Source organism: Paenibacillus wynnii, assembly GCF_000757885.1.
Taxonomy (GTDB): domain Bacteria; phylum Bacillota; class Bacilli; order Paenibacillales; family Paenibacillaceae; genus Paenibacillus_AQ; species Paenibacillus_AQ wynnii.
In genome coordinates this window covers 478,740-495,883 of the sequence record NZ_JQCR01000003.1, presented here as the reverse complement: position 1 = coordinate 495,883, position 17,144 = coordinate 478,740, and the positions used below count along the sequence as shown (strand labels likewise).

Sequence of the window (17,144 nt, the reverse complement as noted above, 5' to 3'; positions counted from 1 at the left end):
TCTTTTGTCCAGAGACTTACCACATGTTATTAAAATGTAATCTGGTGCCGAAATGGTGCCCTGTATCTAACTAAGGTAAAAGGTGGTGCCGTAAATGGCACCACCTTTTTTTATCCTTCCAACCATTTCAGGAAAACATCCTTTGAAACTTTTATCTTTTATTCAATAACTCATAAACCTGTCTTTCGCCTATACCCAGAATTTGTTGTTTATCCTTAGGTGTAAGAACGGAAGGATATTTATTGGTCCACTAAATTCAAATCAAGAGCCAGCTCATAAAATGCTTTCCACAGGTCCATATCATCACTGGTATCCTCGGTACCTTTGATCTCGAATATAAGGATCTCTTTCTTGTCATCCTACTGCGATTAGAAAAATACGCTCATTGTGGGAATAATTGTAGATATTAATGGAACGCAAAAAGGAAATTTATTTCATCTGGTTCTATTTTACATATAATACATATATGTGTAGTATGTATTGTGTGTATTACTTCTTGATAAATGGAGGGCGATAATGAAATGAGTAAAAAAAGAAGAGTAAATCGACCATATTCAATTTATTCTTTTATAATTGGTGTTTCTGTAGCCTTAATTTTTCTTTTGGATTACTATGCTATAAAAGCTGATCAGTTTGGAGAAGGTATCGGCATTATTTCTCTCTTTTATATTAGTCCTATAGGATTTGTTTTCGGATTAATGGGTCTTATGAATAAAAAAAATAGATATGTCGCTCTTTTGGGGATAGGAATCAGTTTAGCGGACTTTTTGTTTCCTTTATATATCATGTGGATTATTCGCGCTCCATAACAATTTACAAACATCAATATTAGGAATCATCATTGTCAAGATATTACTTACAAGAAAATTACCAAGTAATAATTACACTCCATTTGACTACATCACGGCCCATTCGCTTGTTGAGTTTCACAATATGTGTCAACTTCGCTTTTCACATCGTACTGTTCATCACGATCCTTTTTTTTCGTTTCGGCCTCCCGTACCTGGTATATTATTCCATTAATGAGTGGTATACTCTTCTGAAGATAGAATCCCCTTGTATAATTAATTTTGAAATGAGGACTAAAATGAATAAACTTATTTGGTCGAGAATTCTACTTGGTATTGGAATTATATTATTAGTATGCTATGTGGGCGGGCTAATATATTTCTATAATTTCCATGAGTATAGCCCATATGCTTCCGCCGGAGCAGATGTCGACGCTTTAATTCAGAGTGTTCTATTTCTACCTCTAACCATAATATGTTTGCTATCATCTCTTGTATTGCGTATATCACATAAAAAATCATCTTCCTAATGTGCATGTAACTACGTACCGTAAGCCGCGTCAGGCTGCATAAGCTCGGGCCTCAATCGCAACGCCATAAGTCCGCCCTTTGTCTCGCCTACATACTCAAAGCCACTTTTAATCCAGGTATTTCCCCATGTCTGCTTGCTGTGTACCATCGTCAATTGTACTTTGCGACGGTCAATAAATGTGACCATGCCCGGCTTTGGCGGCTCTCCTGAAATATGCGCGGGTAGCTGCCACGGCTTGCGTAATCATCCCAATGCGACGCCAGCTCCTTCATTCCGGAATGCTGAACACATCCATGCTCCAACCCATTCGTTTTTGACGTATTCAGCAAACGGATAGGGTGTCACCCACAAGGCGCGGCATGCTTCGTTTTCGGTGTAGAGTACATGGAAGCGACCAGGCGGAACAAATTGCGGCGAGCCTATCCTTCTGTCGGTTGTAATGACGATCTGCTATCTCGCGGGATTTTAGGTCCGCCATAGGAGGACACTACCCGCATATCTTACACTGTCCTTCCTGAACAATATGCGTCAACTGTGTAACAGATAAATCAAAACTCACTACATAGACAATTAGTATGTGACAGGCTTTCTTCACATATTTTCTTCTTAAAGGTGTGTGATAATAGTGAAGCTAAAAAAGCGAAGTAAAATCGTTTTTTATGTCATTAAAGGTTCAACAATTAAAAAGTTTTTAATATTAGATTTGGTAACTGGAACTGGTATTTATTATGCACTCAAATTAATTTACTCAAGTGTATTAATTGCCACTGCTGGGAGTGTTATTGGAACTGAAGGGATCAATGAAGGGATCAAGAGATATAAGGGTTTAAAAAAACATAAATCTTAAAACGTCATAGGTTTAGTACCGGCTGAAACTGCTGTCCGCAATTTCGATAATGGCAGGGTTCAATCATCTTTTCAGAGAAGGTGGCAAAGTGTGCTTCTGGAAACGGCTGAGTGGCCACTGACGCTCCTTTCATTCGGCATGCCATTGTACTTTATATCATCCCGATCTGGGCGGTGTCACAATTGTACAGATACGTCGGAAATATCGGAATCATCTACCTCTATTTAGATGTTTTGATTAAAGCAAAAACAAGGTAGTGCCTCGATAACAGAGGAACTACCTCATTTTAGGTTTTTGAGAATAGAAATTTTAGTCCCCACTAGAAACACACCTATAGATTCAAAGTATAAATATTTTTTTCATCTTCTTGGTATTCAAGATTCTTGGTCTCCATAAAGATAGACCTATTTTAGGAAAGACATAAGAATAACCCAACTCAAACTTTATTTTCCCTTTATACTTAAATTAAATCCGGGATCCTTTAACTGATAAGGAGTGAAAATATGCTAAAAGAACTAAAAATAGGGCTTGCAAAGAAACAAGTGGTAAGCTTACATACAAAAGATGGGGAAATAGTAATGGGGATTCCAGAGGACAGTTTTATGGAAACTAAAGTTAAGTTGCGGGATGGGCTTGCTGTTAGATACATACCTTACGAAGACATTGTGCATGTTATGAGGTTGATACCTTTCCCGAAATATAAAAATAAACCAAATGCTGCATACCAACAACTAAAATAACGAACTATCCGCATATAGACGCCTAGCCTATCCGGAGGTTGTTTAAATAAAAAGAAGGACCTGTCGACTCAATGCCGCAGGTCCTTCCTTTAATTATTTTTCTAGTGAATACACCCATTCTTGTTGAAGAATAGCGTAGAGATATTCATCTACCCATTTTCCCTTAGACTTATAATTTTGCAATAAATGTCCTTCTCTCCTCATACCAACTCGCTCTAATAGACGGACTGATGATTCGTTTTCAACATTCGTATATGCAATTACTTTGTGCTTATTAAATATCTCAAACAGATAACCTAACAATCCTTTTACCGCCTCAGTGGCATATCCTTTCCCCTGATATTCTGAAGCAAAAGTAAAACCAATCTCAACAATATCTGACTCCGCTATTGGAGTATGAACAGCACAATCACCAATTAATTGATTTGTAGTCTTTAAAGCTACAGCGTATTGGAGCCAAGACCCAGGTATATTAGGAGAAGATTCTATCTGCTCATTTATAAAAGTTACCGCCTGATTACGTTGGTAGTTATCCCATGATTGAAATCTCGCTATGTCGGGATTAGATCGATATATATAAAAAGACTCTACATCTTCAAGACAAAACGATCTTAGAACAAGTCGATTCGTTTCAGTGTAAATCGTTGCGTTATTCCCCATAGCCCTCACCCTTCACACTCAACTGTAATCTTCAATTAATACTATTTTCCCCTCTTGAATCTCAAATTCAGACTTCCCTTTAAATTGAAGCTTATCTCCAATCTTTAATCCATCAGACAAATCAACAGCCAGTATTGCTTCATAATCGATTCCCACCTCTATTTTGTCGTCAGCACCACTATAGTTAGTTATTGTCTGACAACGACTCGAGAAGATCTTTACCGATTTTCCAGCCAGTTCTCTGAACTCTTGTATTCCTCTGATCTCAGTGTTCAGTTCGCCATTGGAATAATTCCTAAACAGTATCTCTTGATGCAGGAGTTTGACCATACTTTCAATATCAAATGAATTGTAAGCCCCAATATAATTCTCAATGATTTCTTTACTTTTTTCATTTACCATAATCAAACTCCTCCCTTTGGTACCTCATTGAATCCTTTAACTATCAGCCATACCGCTAGAGTCATTTCATACAAGGCTACCGGTACCGCCAAAATGGCTCCCCATGTTGAAAGTTGAAGAATAATACCGAACATTTCTAAGATGGCTGCAATAAAGATTAGTGTTGCTCCGGTAAGACCCATGATGGATATAAATCGGGGAACGAGTTTTGATGTATAGAGTAAATAACTGCACATCATCGTATTGATGCCTAGCATGAAATTAGGGCCTAACATGAAGGTCCAGTCGTGTACGGCTTTTAATAATGAACCTGATGTTTGAAAAGAGGATGCATTCGGTGCTCCTGCTTTTACAAATTCCTGACTTAAGGTCAATAAGGACAATACGCTGATTATACCAACAGTAATAATAACGGCTTCAAGAAACCTGAAGCAAACATACCCAAGAGCTATACTTTCATTTTGCTTTCTTAGTAATGGAAACAATGTAATCGAAGTGCCAATAGCTGAACAGACAAGAATTAATTCGAAAACCGCTCCAAGTATCACTTGGTTTGCATTTTCAGCACCTTGAATAAGGTAATCAGGACCATTTAGAATGGGATCGTACAAAATAAGACCTATTATTGAAGAAACCGCCGCAAGTATAAATAATACGCCCACAATTACTGCTGTCCTCTTGTTTGTATTCATAGTTTTATCTCCTTCTTTCATATTTTAGATATACGCCTTCATCCTCAGCGCCACCGATCTCCGCTCTTCTTCACATAATGCTCAAACACATAACGCCAAGGAATAACGAAAGGTATAATTGCAGCTACCAAAACTTCTGAGGCCGTCGCCCAGGTTGACTCATCCATTTGCCCGGAGAACCACAGTGGAAGCGCAACAACGATCAGCCAAATCGACTTCCACACCAATTCCCATAGAAGTAAAGGCAACATTTGCAGCGGATACCGCAATCCTAGAACTGACAGAGCCGAAAAGGCGGCCAGCATGCAGGCAACCACTCCTTCCATCAGTTCCCACGGCTCTTCTTGGTGAATAACTCCAGGCCATACCACGATACTCAGACCCACAACGATAAGAAGGTACATCGCCCTCAACAAGTAAAGACGAAACAATGAGACCTCGTTCATTCTAACAGCCCTGTTAGTATCCATTTGTCCTCTCTCCTTTTTTGAGTTTATTTCGCTACAGTGATGACCACGTTCCCCTTTTTGTGCTTTTTCTCGACGTACCTATGAGCATCGGGAATCTGTTCCAACGAATAGCATCTATCTATAACCGGTTTGATCTTACCAGCCTCAGTAAGCTCTTTCAGGAGGCTTTCTTCAACACGATCCTTTCGTGTCATTTCCACACTCACATACTTCCCGTTCGAACGAAGTACTTTTTTGCATTTTGATTTTGTGATTTTTGATGTTTTTTCCCCAACGGCATCAAAGATTAGATCATAACGTTCTCCACTTGCTGTGAAATCCTGTTTCGTATAATCAATTACTCTATCAGCTCCTATAGATTTCACCATTTCAAGATTCGTAGTACTGCATACTCCGGTTACATCCGCCCCATAATATTTAGCAAGCTGTACCGCATAAGTACCTACACTTCCAGAAGCTCCAATAACAAGTACCTTCATGCCACTCGCGATATTTCCTTTCCTAAGAAAACTCAGCGCGGTTATTCCCCCAAGAGGAATTGCGGCGGCCTCTTCATAGGTTACATTGGTCGGTTTGATGGCTACGACTCCATCTTCAGGCAGACATTTGTACTCCGCATATGCACCAAAGCCATAACCACAGAATGCAAAAACTTGATCCTCTTTCTTAAATCGATTTACATCCTTGCCTATGGCCACAACTTTCCCAGCTAACTCAAACCCTAATATCTGCACTCTTTTTGGCCTTAGGAGACCGTTGAAAAGTCTTGCTAGGAATGGGTCAGCCTTCCGCATACGCCAGTCCCCTGCGGTTACGGTTGTCGCATATATTTTTACCAATATTTCATTGTCCTTGGGTGTAGGTTTATCTACCTCTTTCAAATGAAGAACGTCGGGAGATCCGTATTTGGTGTATACCATTGCTCTCATAATTGGCCTCCTATTAAAAGTAGTTTTTCTTCATCCAACCCGTAATACCTAGACCCTCAGATTCATGTAATTCATCCACATCGGCCATTCTGAGTAATGAACCCTCCTTGATCGCAATGAAGCTGTCCAGTAATGATTCAATTTCCGTAGTCTCGTGGCACGTCATGATTAATGTCTGAGATTCCAAGTCAACATAAGAGATCATTCCTTTAACGATGGATTCCCGCACCATAGGGTCAAGTCCGGAAAATGGCTCATCCATCAAAAGGTAGGGTACTTCTCTGGCCAAAGTAAGCATGATTTTTAGTCGACCGCGATTTCCTTTGGAGAGATTTTTGATTTTCATATGAGGCTCCAGCTGCATAAACTTCATGATTTCTTCCGCTTTAGCCATGTTAAAGTCACTAAATTGTGAAGCCTGAAAATCCATCGCCTCTCTCACTGTGTATATATGATAAAAGGAACCAAACTCTGATAAATAGGAAACGACTTTGCTGATTCTTCGGTTGGCAGTCTCTCCATTTACTGTTACCTTACCGCTCGTGGGAAGCGATAGTCCGGAAATTAGCCTGAGTAGCGTGGACTTCCCACTGCCGTTCTCACCCACAATGCCGATGATTTTACCTATGGGCAAAGACAATGAAATGTCCTTAAGTGCAGATAGTTTCATATATTTTTTAGAGACATTAGTCATTTGAATCACGCTGCTCATCTCCTATCTAAAATTTGTCTAAGTGGTCTTTCAGCCCTGAAATCATCTCAGATGAGCTGTATCCCATTTCCTGCATGACCTCGACGAATAACTGAATCTGCTCATGTTTCAAATGTTCACGTTGTTGAACCAAGCGATCTTCTTGTTCCGTAACAAATGTACCTTGGCCTCTTCTCGTTTCCAGAATGCCTTCACGCTCCAACTCACTGTAAGTACGCTGAATTGTGTTTGGATTCACGCTGTATTTTATCCCCATGTCACGGACAGAAGGAAGTTTCTCACCTGCTTTCAATTCTTTGCTTACAATCTGTCGATTAATTCGATCCGCTAATTGCAGATAAATAGGCTTTGAAGCATTAAATTCATCCATCGTTTACACCTCAACTTTGTTGTCCATAATCCACGCAGTCAGAAGGAATAATCCAATAATTATAATGAAGTTATAGAGATATTCTCCTGCAAAGGTTTGTATAGGATCTATTGAAAATGTAGGGAAATCATAGGTAATGTTCCCCCATCTAGTTACTAAGCGATATAGATTAGTGGATTCGAATAGGGCAGATGCCCAAGGTGGTATGATAACAGCCCCAATAACTACTAACCAGCTCCAACGCCCGATTGTAAACTTAACGGATTGGGATAGCGCCCAAAGAAATAACACCCAGACGCCAATTGCTAAAGAAATCATAATAATATGGGGGAAGATTATTAATCCCGATATCCAAGTATCCGTCCAATACGCTTCAATTAAGTTGAACTTAGGTACAATCAGCATTCCCGACATCAGATATAACATCAATAGTGAAATAACGATCATTATCAGCCCGTTTACCATTTTACTAATTAACAATGTAGACGCCGGTTGAGGATTATGCAGCCATAAATGCAGCTGATTCGCCTCTATCCTCAAACTGATAAACACAATAATCGGAACATATAAAATATGAAAAACAATAGCTACTACTAAGGGAACGAACATATATAATGAACTACCTGCTACCGTCCCCAGATATATCGTCAACATTACCATCAATACATTTATTACAAGTCCTACGAAAAATACGGTTCTTGTTAATTTAAAATCTTTTTTGAATAAAGCTGCCCATGCTCTCATCCCAATCTCCCCTTCTCCATAAAATTGAACCAATGAATTAGTGTACTACGGCAATAATACACTAGTTCATTGGTTCATGTAAATAGGCAAAATAAAAAAAAGAAGCAACGAAGGAAAAACCTTCATTACTTCATTCATCAATTCAATCCCCCGGTTTTGGCGATTCGTAATGAGTGCGTATTTCGCGATTTTTAGCATATATGTATAAGTCCAAGGCTGCTATTGCTCTAAGGGCCATTTTTACAAATAACACAAACGCGCATAACCCCATTCCTACTGTCACTAACCAGAAAAAAAATGAAAGTAAACCTAAACCTTCAACGAAAAATGTTCCTGGATTTGTTAACATTCTACTTCATCTCCTTAGTATTCTCGGCCTTCTAATAGCAGTATGCATATTCCATATATTACATTAAGTAAATTATTTATGGTGGAACATTCCATGTGGATTTTCGTATTTCTTACTAAAGGGGATGATCTAATGTTTGGTTATATCGCAGTTCTATTCATCGGAGTCCTATTAATCGCATATGGCATATTCGCTATCCGTAACCCTACGTTTGGGTGGCGCCTGAGTGAAGGTTGGAAAGTTAAAGGGGACTCGGAGCCAAGCGAAGGGTATATACTCTCTATGAAATTTGGTGGCCTGATAGTTATTGTGATGGGATCATTTTTCTTAATAGTTAGCCTTCTAAAATTATTACTCTAATTACCATGTCCTCCAGACATTACATCGACAAAAAAACGAGCCGCTGACAGCTCGTTTTTTTCAATTCATATCCTATTAACCCATTAGGAGTGCAATATTTCCCTCTTGTTTACCTTAATGCCCGATAAGGATTGATCAAACATATCGAGGATATATAGAAAACGTTCAGCTTCACGGAATACATGATCCGCCAACAACGGATGAATGATGCTTTTTATCCGACATTCTTCAATTAAGTCACGCGCTGTTTTCTTGAAATCACGTAATGACTTGACAGATACTCGATTCTCATCCACAAACTGACTCAGTAAAGGGACGGTCTGAGACTGCGGCCGCATACTGCTCAAATCAGCAGCTTGGAACATCAGCGTATCAAAGTCATTACTAAACTCCCTGGCTTGATCGACCAATTTCCGTTCCGATGGATCTAGCAAATGCCCGATAAATTTGGCGTGATCGGCCATGATTTTGAGGAAAAAGATATTTTCATCAATAATAGCATCCGGTAATGGTTCTAATGTTCCTGAATTGAGTTCATCCAAGCGGTTCCTGAAATAATTAGCTTCCCTGCTTACATGATCGACCAACAAAGGAAAATTGGTTCCTCCCGGAAGTTTGCACTGCAGAATAAGCCCTAGCACCATTCTTTTAAAAGCCCAAATATTAGTCGCTGCAACACGTACCTCTGTATTAAAGTCTTTAATCGTGTTTGGATCTGCATCCAATTGATACTCATGCGACCTTCTCTCAATATTCTCAAAAATAGTATAAAAACGATTAGCTTCGCTTTTAAGTTGAGTATCCTCAGCTCTAAAGCCCAACCCAAGAAAAAGGGCATGCTCTTTCATGATTCTGGACCAAAACCGTATTTCATCTAATGAACGGGCAACGAAAGCGTCCAATCACACTCCCCCTTATCACAAAAATCACTCGATACAGGTATATGGAGTTATTTTGTCCATTATGTTATACGAATTTGTCAACAGGTTTACCACTCTTCATACTATCTACATATTTTTGGTGTATAAATGAGATATAAAGCTTTGAGGAGGTGACTTAATAATGGGTTCAATTATATCTCAATGCATACATACCTGTGGTGCACATGGTACCGAACTGGCTAACTGTATTTTAATGATGCTGGGATTGAAATAAAATTCTTATTGAAGTCATACAAAAAAGCACCCTGCTTAGGGTGCTTTTTTTACGGGTTCTACTACGCCTCGATTTCCATATGAAAATTCCCTTCAAGAACCCCACCCTTTTCTCCATACACTTGTATGTAAGCCCTAGGAACTTCTGGACTCCTGCATATGAATATAGTTAATTCCCTGCGAAGTCAATTTAGCTTCACTAGTTTGGGCAATAAGTGCTTGATTCTTCTTCCCCTTTCCACGCGAAAAGCTAATATTGTGGGCCAACTTATTCTCAACAATCTGTTGTAAAGCGCTGTGAAATCCATCTAAAGTTGTTCCTTCAAAGTCTCCTAATACCGGTTCTTTACCAACTTCAATGATCTTGAGAATTTGATAGATTAATGTCTTTGTGGCAGCCATATTTGTCACCTCCATGTTTACCATTATATTCGACAATAATGATAGCTTACCTCTTTTTTCCAAAATAACAAAGAAAAGCGTTCTCATTTGATGCTTATTTGTCTAATTTGCTCTGTAAACTCCTAATTCATTCATTTTTCTAATTGATTTCTGTCTCAATATAATCTACAATAGGCTCATAAACGCGCGTTTATGAAAAGAGGGAACACCATGCGCAGCGAAGATATAGCTAAGTTGGCCGGGGTTTCCCGTAGTACGGTATCCCGCGTAATCAACAATTACTCCAATGTCCCTGAAGAGACTCGTGCCAAGGTGTTGAAGGTCATTGAGCAACATCAATACGAGCCGAATAGCTTTGCTCGTGCTCTGGCTGGCAAGAAGACGGATACGATTGGGCTGTTCGCAATCAGTATGAGTGAGAAGGAGAACACGACCCGGATTTATCAGAATAATTACTTCGCTCCCTTCGTCGATGCGGTAGTTGACACGGCGAATGCACGCGGATGTTACGTCCTGATACATACCGTCTACTCTCCCGATGATTTCCTGAAGGTGAAGCAGGCTTTTCTGCAGAAACGGATTGACGGCGGCATCATTGTCGGCACTCAGAAGGATATTGATATCGTTCGGGAAATGGTAGGTTTGAACTCCCCGCTCGTCCTTATTGATTATGACATTTCAGAGATTATGGCCGAGCATCTGGACCGTAATCATCTGGCCATCGTGAACTCTAAAGACTACGAGGGTACGACGGAAGCTATCGAATATTTGATAGGTCTGGGCCATCAAGAGATCGGCATGATCTGCGGACAAATGAATACGTATTCCGGACGGGAACGTTATATGGCTTATGAGGATACGTTGAAGAAACATGGCCTGCCTCTGAACGAAAGGTTCATCCTGAAAGGTGACTTTTTGAAAGAGTTGGCTTATGAGGAGATCAAGAATCTGCTGTCATCAGGAGAATCCTTGCCAACCGCGTTCTTCTCTGCCAACGATGATATGGCCATATCGGTAATGGAAGCGTTATCGGAGCATGGAATCTCTATCCCTGAGGATATGTCCATTGCCGGATTCGATGATATCCAGATGGCATCCCGTATTCAACCCAAGCTGACCTCTGTAAAACTGCCCATTTATGAAATGTCCAAGGCTGCTGTAGAAAAGGTCATTGAGCTGTGCGATTCAGAGCAGCCTACCTTTAGTACAATCAGCTTCCCGGCGCGTCTGGTCGAAAGAGATTCCTGTCAGCGCCCGAAGAAGTAGCAACCTTCCAGAGAGAAATATTTAAATGTATTCACCTTTCCCTTCCCCGAGGGACTTTTTTCCCGCAAGAATAAACGCGCGTTCACAATCGAAAGGAGACTTTTCACTCATGAAATTCGGAACCTTTGACGACACTCGTAAAGAGTATGTAATTAACACCCCTAAAACGCCTTACCCTTGGATTAACTACCTCGGCAACGAGCAGTTTTTCGGCCTGATCTCCAACACTGCCGGGGGTTACACCTTCTACCGGGATGCCCGGATGAGAAGACTTACCCGTTACCGGTATAACAATATTCCGCTGGATACAGGCGGACGCTACTACTATCTGTATGACGACGGTGATTTCTGGACCCCGGGCTGGATGCCGGTTAAGCGCGATCTTGATTTCTACGAGTGCCGCCATGGTCTGGGCTATACCTCCATCACTGGTGAACGTAATGGCATTTCCGTAAACCAGCTCGCTTTCGTACCGATGGGACACAATGCTGAAGTGCACCGTCTCGTGGTGAAGAATACCGGCACAGAGAAGAAATCCGTGAAGCTGTTCTCTTTTGCCGAATTCTGCTTATGGAACGCACAGGACGACATGACCAACTTCCAGCGCAACCTGAGCTGCGGTGAGGTGGAAGTCAAGGATTCCGTCATTTACCACAAAACAGAATACCGCGAGCGCAGAAACCACTACGCTTTCTACTCGGTAAATAAAGAAATCGCCGGCTTCGATACAGACCGCGAATCCTTCGTAGGCATGTACAATGGCCTGGATGCTCCGCAGGCAGTTGCTGCCGGTGAAGCTACCAATTCGGTAGCCAGCGGCTGGTCGCCGATTGGTTCCCATGCCTTGAATATCACGCTGGAACCAGGCGAAGAGCAAAGCTTCATCTTCGTGCTCGGCTATATCGAGAACCCTGAAGATGAGAAATGGGAAGCTCTGAATGTCATCAACAAAAAACCGGCTCTGGCTGTCATCGAACAGTTCGCTACTGACGCTCAAGTAGACGCTGCTCTAGCTGTTCTGGCTGCACACTGGGACAACCTGCTGTCCAAATATCAGATCCAAAGCGGTGACGACAAACTTAACCGTATGGTTAACATCTGGAATCCATATCAATGTATGGTTACCTTCAATATGTCCCGCTCTGCTTCTTACTTCGAATCCGGCATCGGCCGCGGTATGGGCTTCCGCGATTCCAATCAGGACTTGCTCGGCTTTGTACACCAAATTCCTGAACGCGCTAAAGAGCGTATTCTGGATATCGCAGCTACCCAATTTGAAGACGGCAGTGCTTATCACCAGTATCAGCCGCTTACGAAAAAGGGCAACAATGAAGTCGGTACCGGCTTCAACGATGATCCACTTTGGTTGATCTTGGGAACAGCTGCTTATATCAAAGAAACTGGAGATACCTCCATTCTGGATGAGCAAGTTTCGTTCGACAGCGATCCGAATAACACTGCTACCCTGTTCGAGCACTTGAGACTTTCCTTCGAACATGTAACGAATAACCTCGGACCTCATGGCTTGCCGCTGATTGGCCGTGCGGACTGGAATGACTGCCTGAACCTGAACTGCTTCTCCAAAGAGCCGGGTGAATCTTTCCAAACCACTGCCAACATTGAAGGCCGTGTAGCTGAATCCGTCTTTATCGCGGGTCTCTTCGTCTTCGTGGGTCCAGATTATGCTGAAATTTGCCGGATGCGCGGACTTGATCATGTTGCCGTTGATGCGGAAAACAAAATCAAGAACATGAGTGAAATTACTTTGACACATGGCTTCGACGGCGACTGGTTCCTGCGCGCTTATGACCACTACGGCGACAAGATTGGCAGCAAGGAAAATGAAGAAGGCCAAATCTTCATCGAGCCGCAAGGCATTTGTGTTATGGCCGGTATCGGCGTAGAGAACGGTAAAGCTGAAAAAGCCCTTACGTCCGTTCAAGAACGTCTAGATACTAAATACGGTATCGTCTTGCAACAACCTCCTTATTCCAAGTATTATCTGAACCTGGGTGAAATTTCGACGTATCCGCCAGGCTACAAAGAAAACGCCGGTATTTTCTGTCACAACAATCCATGGATCATGATAGCTGAGACCATGCTGGGCCATGGCGACAGAGCATTTGACCTGTATACAAAGATCGCTCCTTCCTACTTGGAGGACATTAGCGAAATCCACCGTATGGAGCCTTATGTATATTCGCAAATGATCGCCGGTAAAGATGCTGTCCGTCACGGTGAAGCGAAAAACTCATGGCTGACCGGTACCGCTGCTTGGAACTATGTAGCGATTACGCAATCCATTCTCGGTATACAAGCGGATTTCAACGGTCTGAAGGTTGATCCTTGTATCCCTACAGAGTGGGACAGCTTCGAAATCACCCGTGTATTCCGCGGAGATACGTATGTTATCCAAATTAAGAACCCGAACCATGTATCTAAAGGCTTAGCAAGTCTCACACTAGACGGTGCAGCTGTTGAAGGCAACATCATCGCTCCTGTGGGCGACGGCGCTGTGCATCAAGTGGTTGCAATCCTTGGCTAAAACTGAAAACTTATACTTTCTTATATTTTAAAAAGCAACCCGGCCCATCGCTAAACAGCGGTAAGGCACGGGTTGCTTTTTTTATGTGAATATAAATTACGCTTTGTCTTCAGGTATCCATACCTTCATCTCTCCGCTGCCGCGGTTTCCCCATAAATAATACGGTACAGCTTTTACAGCAACCGATTCAACCGACGCCTTCACCGTTCCATACAGCCCCCCGGTCCACCCCTGTTGATCTATTCGTGAGCCGCTACCTTCAACCACTACCGCACCTCCTAGCAGCGTCTCGTCAAACGTTTCAGTGAAGGCTCCACCTTCGCTTAAGGAAATGGAGCTTAACGGCTCCCCATTATCGGCACCTTCGAGGCAATACACTAACGGTCCGCGCTGAATGGCGACTTTGTGGGCATCCGCCCTCAGATTGGGATGGGCATATATACGATGCACCTCCATGGGTACCCGAGCCTCGATCACATCCCCCGCCTTCCACGTTCGGCGGATGATTCGGTATCCGTGGCTCACACTTTCATCGATCGAGATCGCCGCTCCATTGACTCTAATCTCCATCCCTTTACTCCAAGACGGAATGCGCAGCGCAATTCCAAACTCCGCTTCGGCTGCGGGATTAACCTTCATCGTGACTGTCCCATCCCACGGAAACTCAGATTGCTGATGAATTGTAACTGCCGTATCTCCTAGCTCCGTTACCACTTCGCTGCCAATATACAAATGGGTGTATAGTGTATCCCCATGGGTCGTGTAGATAAACCGGTTAAGCGAGGTTAACAGACGGGCTACATTAGGCGGGCAGCAGGAGCAGCCGAACCAGCCTTGGCGCTCGGATTTAACATGATGCTTGTCAGGATTGCAACTGCAGGCTTGAGGCCATACTTCAAGTGGATTCACATAGAAATAATGCTTACCGTCCTGAGCCATAGAACCGAGCACATTGTTATATAGAGCCCGTTCCATGACATCCGCATATTGGGCATCCGGGCGCAGTCTCAGCATTCTTTGTGCAAAAAAGATCAGGCCGATCGAAGCGCAAGTCTCTGCATATACCGTATCGTTGGGCAGATCGTAATCAAACGTAAATGCTTCGCCTATATGTGTAGACCCGATTCCTCCAGTGATATACAGCTGCTTGTCAGCCATATTGTTCCACAATCTCACACAAGCATTGTAGAGCTCCTCATCACCTGTAATAGCAGCTAGATCAGCCATAGCCGTGTACATGTAGACAGCGCGGACCGAATGTCCAACTGCCACCGTCTGCTCTCTTACAGGAGCATGGGACTGGTTGTATTTTAAATCCAGGCTGTCCGTCTTCGTCCCACTCCAAAAGCTGCTCCGCCCGCGCTTCTCCCATTCCTGTAAAAGAAAATACGGCGCCTGCCCTCTCTCGTCAATAAAAAAGCTGCTAAGCTTCAGATATTTCTCATCCCCTGTAAGACGGTACAATTTAACGAGCGCCAGCTCGATTTCCTGATGACCATCATAGCCCTTAAGCTTTCCTTCCTCCGGACCAAAAACAGAATCAATATAGTCTACCATTCTGCACATAATGTCCAATAGTTTTCTTTTACCAGTGGCTTCATAGTACGCAATAGCTGCTTCAATAAAATGACCGGCACAATAAAGCTCGTGGCACTCGTTCAAATTGGTCCAGCGTTTCTCCGGCTCTTTAATTGTAAAATAAGTATTCAAATACCCGTCAACCTGCTGAGCCTCGCCAATCAAATCGATAAGTTCATCCGCTTGTCGCTCCAGTTCCGAGTCAGGTTTGATGCTCAAAGAGTAGCCTACGGCTTCCAGCCACTTCGCCAAATCGCTGTCTTGGAAGACCATTCCTCCGAACTCGCCCTTCTTTCGACCTGCTGCAATTTCAAAATTAGATACCGCATAGCTGGGCTCGGCTTCCGGTACTCTGTCATGCAGAGCCTCATATTGATAAGGAATTACCACATCTTGAACCAGTCGAATGTAACGGCCCCAAAAGTCATCCTGAATAGTCACCTGCTGCGGAGAACCTTTTATACCCGATTGAATAGTTTTAGTGTTCATGAAATCTCCCTTTCAAATATCCTATGTTGTACTCGCTAATTGAAATTATAGACTGTAAAATAAATAAAAAATACAATCATAAGCAACCGTATTTTTGTACTATTTCACACAAGTAAAATTTAATTTAGCTTAGTATATTAAGGACCCTCAAAGGAGCTTCGTTATGGAAAATAACCCTTCATACATTCATCTGGCCGCCCCGCCGTTTCCTTATTACCTGGAATGTGACCGCACTGTATATCAGCCTGGAGATCAGCATCCCAATCGGAAACAAATCGGAGTATTTGACCTGCTTATTGTGGAACAGGGATGTTTATTTATCGGGGAAGAGAACAGCCAATGGGAGGTGCCTGCCGGACACACGCTGCTGCTGCTCCCGGATCGTTATCACTATGCGGTTAAACCCTGCGAGGAGATTACCACGTTCATGTGGGTTCACTTTCATACGGTTGGAGATTGGGGTCAGGCGGAGGGTGATCCTGCTTATATCAACCGCGAAGCTCACTTGAGGCAGTTTCTCACACATCCCTATACCATCCGAGTGCCGCAATTCGGACCCCTGCCCGACTTCTTGGAGCGAAAAGCCCAACTGGAGATGCTGCTGCAGTTGTCCAGTGAACGGCGCTCCCATGCGGTGTGGCAGCAGCAGCGGATTTTTGAAGAGTTGCTTCGAATGATGGATCTAGCCCAGCATGATGCTGCCGGAAGCACCACTGCGGAAATAGCCGAGAAAACGGAGGCTTATATCCGCAATCATTATGCGGAGCCGATCACCAACGCCTCTCTTTCAGAAGCCCTCCATTTTCACTACAACTACCTTGCCCGCTGCATGAAACGTGTCTATGGCCTCACACCCATGGAGTATTTAACAGACTACCGTTTGGAGCAAGCCAAATTACTGCTGCTCAAAACAGAGATTGCCATATCCGGGATTGCTGAGCGTATCGGTTATGAGAGCACCGCTTATTTTTCCCGGCGTTTTACCCATAAGACCGGAATATCCCCGCTTCGCTTCCGCAAACGGTACTCCCGTTAACTGGGGGCATTTGGGGTTCCTCGGCGGAATAAGAAAGACTCCTGCGGACAAGCTATAAGTGTTCATAACTTATCTATAA

21 protein-coding genes are annotated in these 17,144 nt (G+C 42.8%); 8 read left to right on the top strand and 13 right to left on the bottom strand.

Translation table 11 applies throughout. The features are described from left to right. Window positions 1-521: 521 nt before the first annotated feature. Together PWYN_RS17445 and PWYN_RS30330 are read left to right on the top strand one after the other, a co-directional pair. On the top strand, window positions 522-809 hold the full coding sequence (locus PWYN_RS17445; RefSeq protein WP_036654656.1) for a hypothetical protein: 288 nt from the start codon (window positions 522-524) through the stop codon (window positions 807-809). Then, a complete protein-coding gene (locus PWYN_RS30330) occupies window positions 781-1,023 on the top strand; it encodes a DUF3951 domain-containing protein (RefSeq protein ID WP_157261282.1) in 243 nt (80 codons plus the stop codon). Before PWYN_RS17445 ends, PWYN_RS30330 begins: the two co-directional genes overlap by 29 nt. A gap of 306 nt (window positions 1,024-1,329) precedes the next feature. Here the strand turns inward: PWYN_RS30330 and PWYN_RS29280 are convergent, their stop codons facing one another. Further along, on the bottom strand, window positions 1,330-1,506 hold the full coding sequence (locus PWYN_RS29280; protein WP_157261206.1) for a hypothetical protein: 177 nt from the start codon (window positions 1,504-1,506) through the stop codon (window positions 1,330-1,332). Window positions 1,507-1,945: 439 nt separating this feature from the next. Here PWYN_RS29280 and PWYN_RS17440 point away from each other — a divergent pair, with 439 nt between their 5' ends. Together PWYN_RS17440 and PWYN_RS17435 are read left to right on the top strand one after the other, a co-directional pair. Beyond that, a complete protein-coding gene (locus PWYN_RS17440; RefSeq protein ID WP_036654653.1) occupies window positions 1,946-2,167 on the top strand; it encodes a hypothetical protein in 222 nt (73 codons plus the stop codon). 503 nt (window positions 2,168-2,670) lie between these two features. Further along, on the top strand, window positions 2,671-2,907 hold the full coding sequence (locus PWYN_RS17435) for a hypothetical protein (RefSeq protein WP_036654650.1): 237 nt from the start codon (window positions 2,671-2,673) through the stop codon (window positions 2,905-2,907). A gap of 93 nt (window positions 2,908-3,000) precedes the next feature. On the opposite strand, the gene PWYN_RS17430 is transcribed toward PWYN_RS17435, so the two are convergent. The 9 genes from PWYN_RS17430 to PWYN_RS17390 form a co-directional block, all read right to left on the bottom strand. Beyond that, a complete protein-coding gene (locus PWYN_RS17430) occupies window positions 3,001-3,567 on the bottom strand; it encodes a GNAT family N-acetyltransferase (RefSeq protein ID WP_036654647.1) in 567 nt (188 codons plus the stop codon). An 18-nt stretch (window positions 3,568-3,585) separates the two neighbouring features. Further along, window positions 3,586-3,969 (bottom strand): nuclear transport factor 2 family protein, encoded by a 384-nt coding sequence (locus PWYN_RS17425; RefSeq protein ID WP_036654644.1) that lies wholly within the window; start codon window positions 3,967-3,969, stop codon window positions 3,586-3,588. 2 nt (window positions 3,970-3,971) lie between these two features. Beyond that, the gene (locus PWYN_RS17420) at window positions 3,972-4,661 is read right to left on the bottom strand and encodes a DUF4386 domain-containing protein (RefSeq protein ID WP_036654642.1); all 690 of its coding nucleotides are present in this window, start codon (window positions 4,659-4,661) and stop codon (window positions 3,972-3,974) included. Between the two features lie 44 nt (window positions 4,662-4,705). Then, window positions 4,706-5,131: a hypothetical protein gene (locus PWYN_RS17415; protein WP_205622772.1), complete on the bottom strand. Its 426-nt coding sequence runs from the start codon at window positions 5,129-5,131 to the stop codon at window positions 4,706-4,708. A gap of 23 nt (window positions 5,132-5,154) precedes the next feature. Next, window positions 5,155-6,060, bottom strand: a complete 906-nt coding sequence (locus tag PWYN_RS17410; protein WP_036654640.1) for an NAD(P)-dependent alcohol dehydrogenase — start codon at window positions 6,058-6,060, stop codon at window positions 5,155-5,157. Window positions 6,061-6,073: 13 nt separating this feature from the next. After that, window positions 6,074-6,754, bottom strand: coding sequence for an ABC transporter ATP-binding protein (locus PWYN_RS17405; RefSeq protein ID WP_338049239.1), 681 nt, complete (start codon window positions 6,752-6,754; stop codon window positions 6,074-6,076). A 25-nt stretch (window positions 6,755-6,779) separates the two neighbouring features. Beyond that, entirely contained in the window at window positions 6,780-7,142 is a 363-nt protein-coding gene (locus PWYN_RS17400) for a GntR family transcriptional regulator (protein WP_036654635.1), read from the bottom strand. A 3-nt stretch (window positions 7,143-7,145) separates the two neighbouring features. Further along, window positions 7,146-7,886 (bottom strand): hypothetical protein, encoded by a 741-nt coding sequence (locus PWYN_RS17395; RefSeq protein ID WP_036654633.1) that lies wholly within the window; start codon window positions 7,884-7,886, stop codon window positions 7,146-7,148. A gap of 142 nt (window positions 7,887-8,028) precedes the next feature. Further along, window positions 8,029-8,235: a hypothetical protein gene (locus PWYN_RS17390; protein ID WP_036654631.1), complete on the bottom strand. Its 207-nt coding sequence runs from the start codon at window positions 8,233-8,235 to the stop codon at window positions 8,029-8,031. Between the two features lie 42 nt (window positions 8,236-8,277). On the opposite strand from PWYN_RS17390, the gene PWYN_RS30455 reads away from it, so the two are divergent. After that, window positions 8,278-8,595 (top strand): DUF6199 family natural product biosynthesis protein, encoded by a 318-nt coding sequence (locus PWYN_RS30455; protein ID WP_338049201.1) that lies wholly within the window; start codon window positions 8,278-8,280, stop codon window positions 8,593-8,595. A gap of 83 nt (window positions 8,596-8,678) precedes the next feature. Here PWYN_RS30455 and PWYN_RS17380 read toward each other — a convergent pair whose 3' ends face one another. Both PWYN_RS17380 and PWYN_RS17375 read right to left on the bottom strand, forming a co-directional pair. Next, on the bottom strand, window positions 8,679-9,497 hold the full coding sequence (locus PWYN_RS17380) for a DUF2935 domain-containing protein (protein WP_036654629.1): 819 nt from the start codon (window positions 9,495-9,497) through the stop codon (window positions 8,679-8,681). A 387-nt stretch (window positions 9,498-9,884) separates the two neighbouring features. Then, window positions 9,885-10,151: a hypothetical protein gene (locus PWYN_RS17375; RefSeq protein WP_036654627.1), complete on the bottom strand. Its 267-nt coding sequence runs from the start codon at window positions 10,149-10,151 to the stop codon at window positions 9,885-9,887. Between the two features lie 192 nt (window positions 10,152-10,343). On the opposite strand from PWYN_RS17375, the gene PWYN_RS17370 reads away from it, so the two are divergent. Beyond that, window positions 10,344-11,417, top strand: a complete 1,074-nt coding sequence (locus PWYN_RS17370; RefSeq protein WP_276203430.1) for a LacI family DNA-binding transcriptional regulator — start codon at window positions 10,344-10,346, stop codon at window positions 11,415-11,417. A 109-nt stretch (window positions 11,418-11,526) separates the two neighbouring features. Further along, window positions 11,527-13,962 (top strand): glycoside hydrolase family 94 protein, encoded by a 2,436-nt coding sequence (locus PWYN_RS17365; RefSeq protein ID WP_036654624.1) that lies wholly within the window; start codon window positions 11,527-11,529, stop codon window positions 13,960-13,962. 96 nt (window positions 13,963-14,058) lie between these two features. On the opposite strand, the gene PWYN_RS17360 is transcribed toward PWYN_RS17365, so the two are convergent. Next, window positions 14,059-16,029: a glycoside hydrolase family 127 protein gene (locus PWYN_RS17360; RefSeq protein ID WP_036654622.1), complete on the bottom strand. Its 1,971-nt coding sequence runs from the start codon at window positions 16,027-16,029 to the stop codon at window positions 14,059-14,061. A 163-nt stretch (window positions 16,030-16,192) separates the two neighbouring features. Between PWYN_RS17360 and PWYN_RS17355 the strand changes: the two genes are divergently transcribed. Then, complete coding sequence (locus PWYN_RS17355; RefSeq protein WP_036654620.1) at window positions 16,193-17,065, top strand: helix-turn-helix transcriptional regulator; 873 nt, start codon at window positions 16,193-16,195, stop codon at window positions 17,063-17,065. Window positions 17,066-17,144: the final 79 nt, after the last annotated feature.

Bases quoted from the DNA above. Each gene is read 5' to 3' on its own strand.
- PWYN_RS17445 (WP_036654656.1), top strand. From the start codon at position 522: ATGAGTAAAAAAAGAAGAGTAAATCGACCATATTCAATTTATTCTTTT.
- PWYN_RS29280 (WP_157261206.1), bottom strand. From the start codon at position 1,506: ATGGTCACATTTATTGACCGTCGCAAAGTACAATTGACGATGGTACAC.
- PWYN_RS17435 (WP_036654650.1), top strand. From the start codon at position 2,671: ATGCTAAAAGAACTAAAAATAGGGCTTGCAAAGAAACAAGTGGTAAGC.
- PWYN_RS17430 (WP_036654647.1), bottom strand. From the start codon at position 3,567: ATGGGGAATAACGCAACGATTTACACTGAAACGAATCGACTTGTTCTA.
- PWYN_RS17425 (WP_036654644.1), bottom strand. From the start codon at position 3,969: ATGGTAAATGAAAAAAGTAAAGAAATCATTGAGAATTATATTGGGGCT.
- PWYN_RS17420 (WP_036654642.1), bottom strand. From the start codon at position 4,661: ATGAATACAAACAAGAGGACAGCAGTAATTGTGGGCGTATTATTTATA.
- PWYN_RS17415 (WP_205622772.1), bottom strand. From the start codon at position 5,131: ATGGATACTAACAGGGCTGTTAGAATGAACGAGGTCTCATTGTTTCGT.
- PWYN_RS17410 (WP_036654640.1), bottom strand. From the start codon at position 6,060: ATGAGAGCAATGGTATACACCAAATACGGATCTCCCGACGTTCTTCAT.
- PWYN_RS17405 (WP_338049239.1), bottom strand. From the start codon at position 6,754: ATGACTAATGTCTCTAAAAAATATATGAAACTATCTGCACTTAAGGAC.
- PWYN_RS17400 (WP_036654635.1), bottom strand. From the start codon at position 7,142: ATGGATGAATTTAATGCTTCAAAGCCTATTTATCTGCAATTAGCGGAT.
- PWYN_RS17395 (WP_036654633.1), bottom strand. From the start codon at position 7,886: ATGAGAGCATGGGCAGCTTTATTCAAAAAAGATTTTAAATTAACAAGA.
- PWYN_RS17390 (WP_036654631.1), bottom strand. From the start codon at position 8,235: ATGTTAACAAATCCAGGAACATTTTTCGTTGAAGGTTTAGGTTTACTT.
- PWYN_RS30455 (WP_338049201.1), top strand. From the start codon at position 8,278: ATGCATATTCCATATATTACATTAAGTAAATTATTTATGGTGGAACAT.
- PWYN_RS17375 (WP_036654627.1), bottom strand. From the start codon at position 10,151: ATGGCTGCCACAAAGACATTAATCTATCAAATTCTCAAGATCATTGAA.
- PWYN_RS17370 (WP_276203430.1), top strand. From the start codon at position 10,344: ATGAAAAGAGGGAACACCATGCGCAGCGAAGATATAGCTAAGTTGGCC.
- PWYN_RS17365 (WP_036654624.1), top strand. From the start codon at position 11,527: ATGAAATTCGGAACCTTTGACGACACTCGTAAAGAGTATGTAATTAAC.
- PWYN_RS17360 (WP_036654622.1), bottom strand. From the start codon at position 16,029: ATGAACACTAAAACTATTCAATCGGGTATAAAAGGTTCTCCGCAGCAG.
- PWYN_RS17355 (WP_036654620.1), top strand. From the start codon at position 16,193: ATGGAAAATAACCCTTCATACATTCATCTGGCCGCCCCGCCGTTTCCT.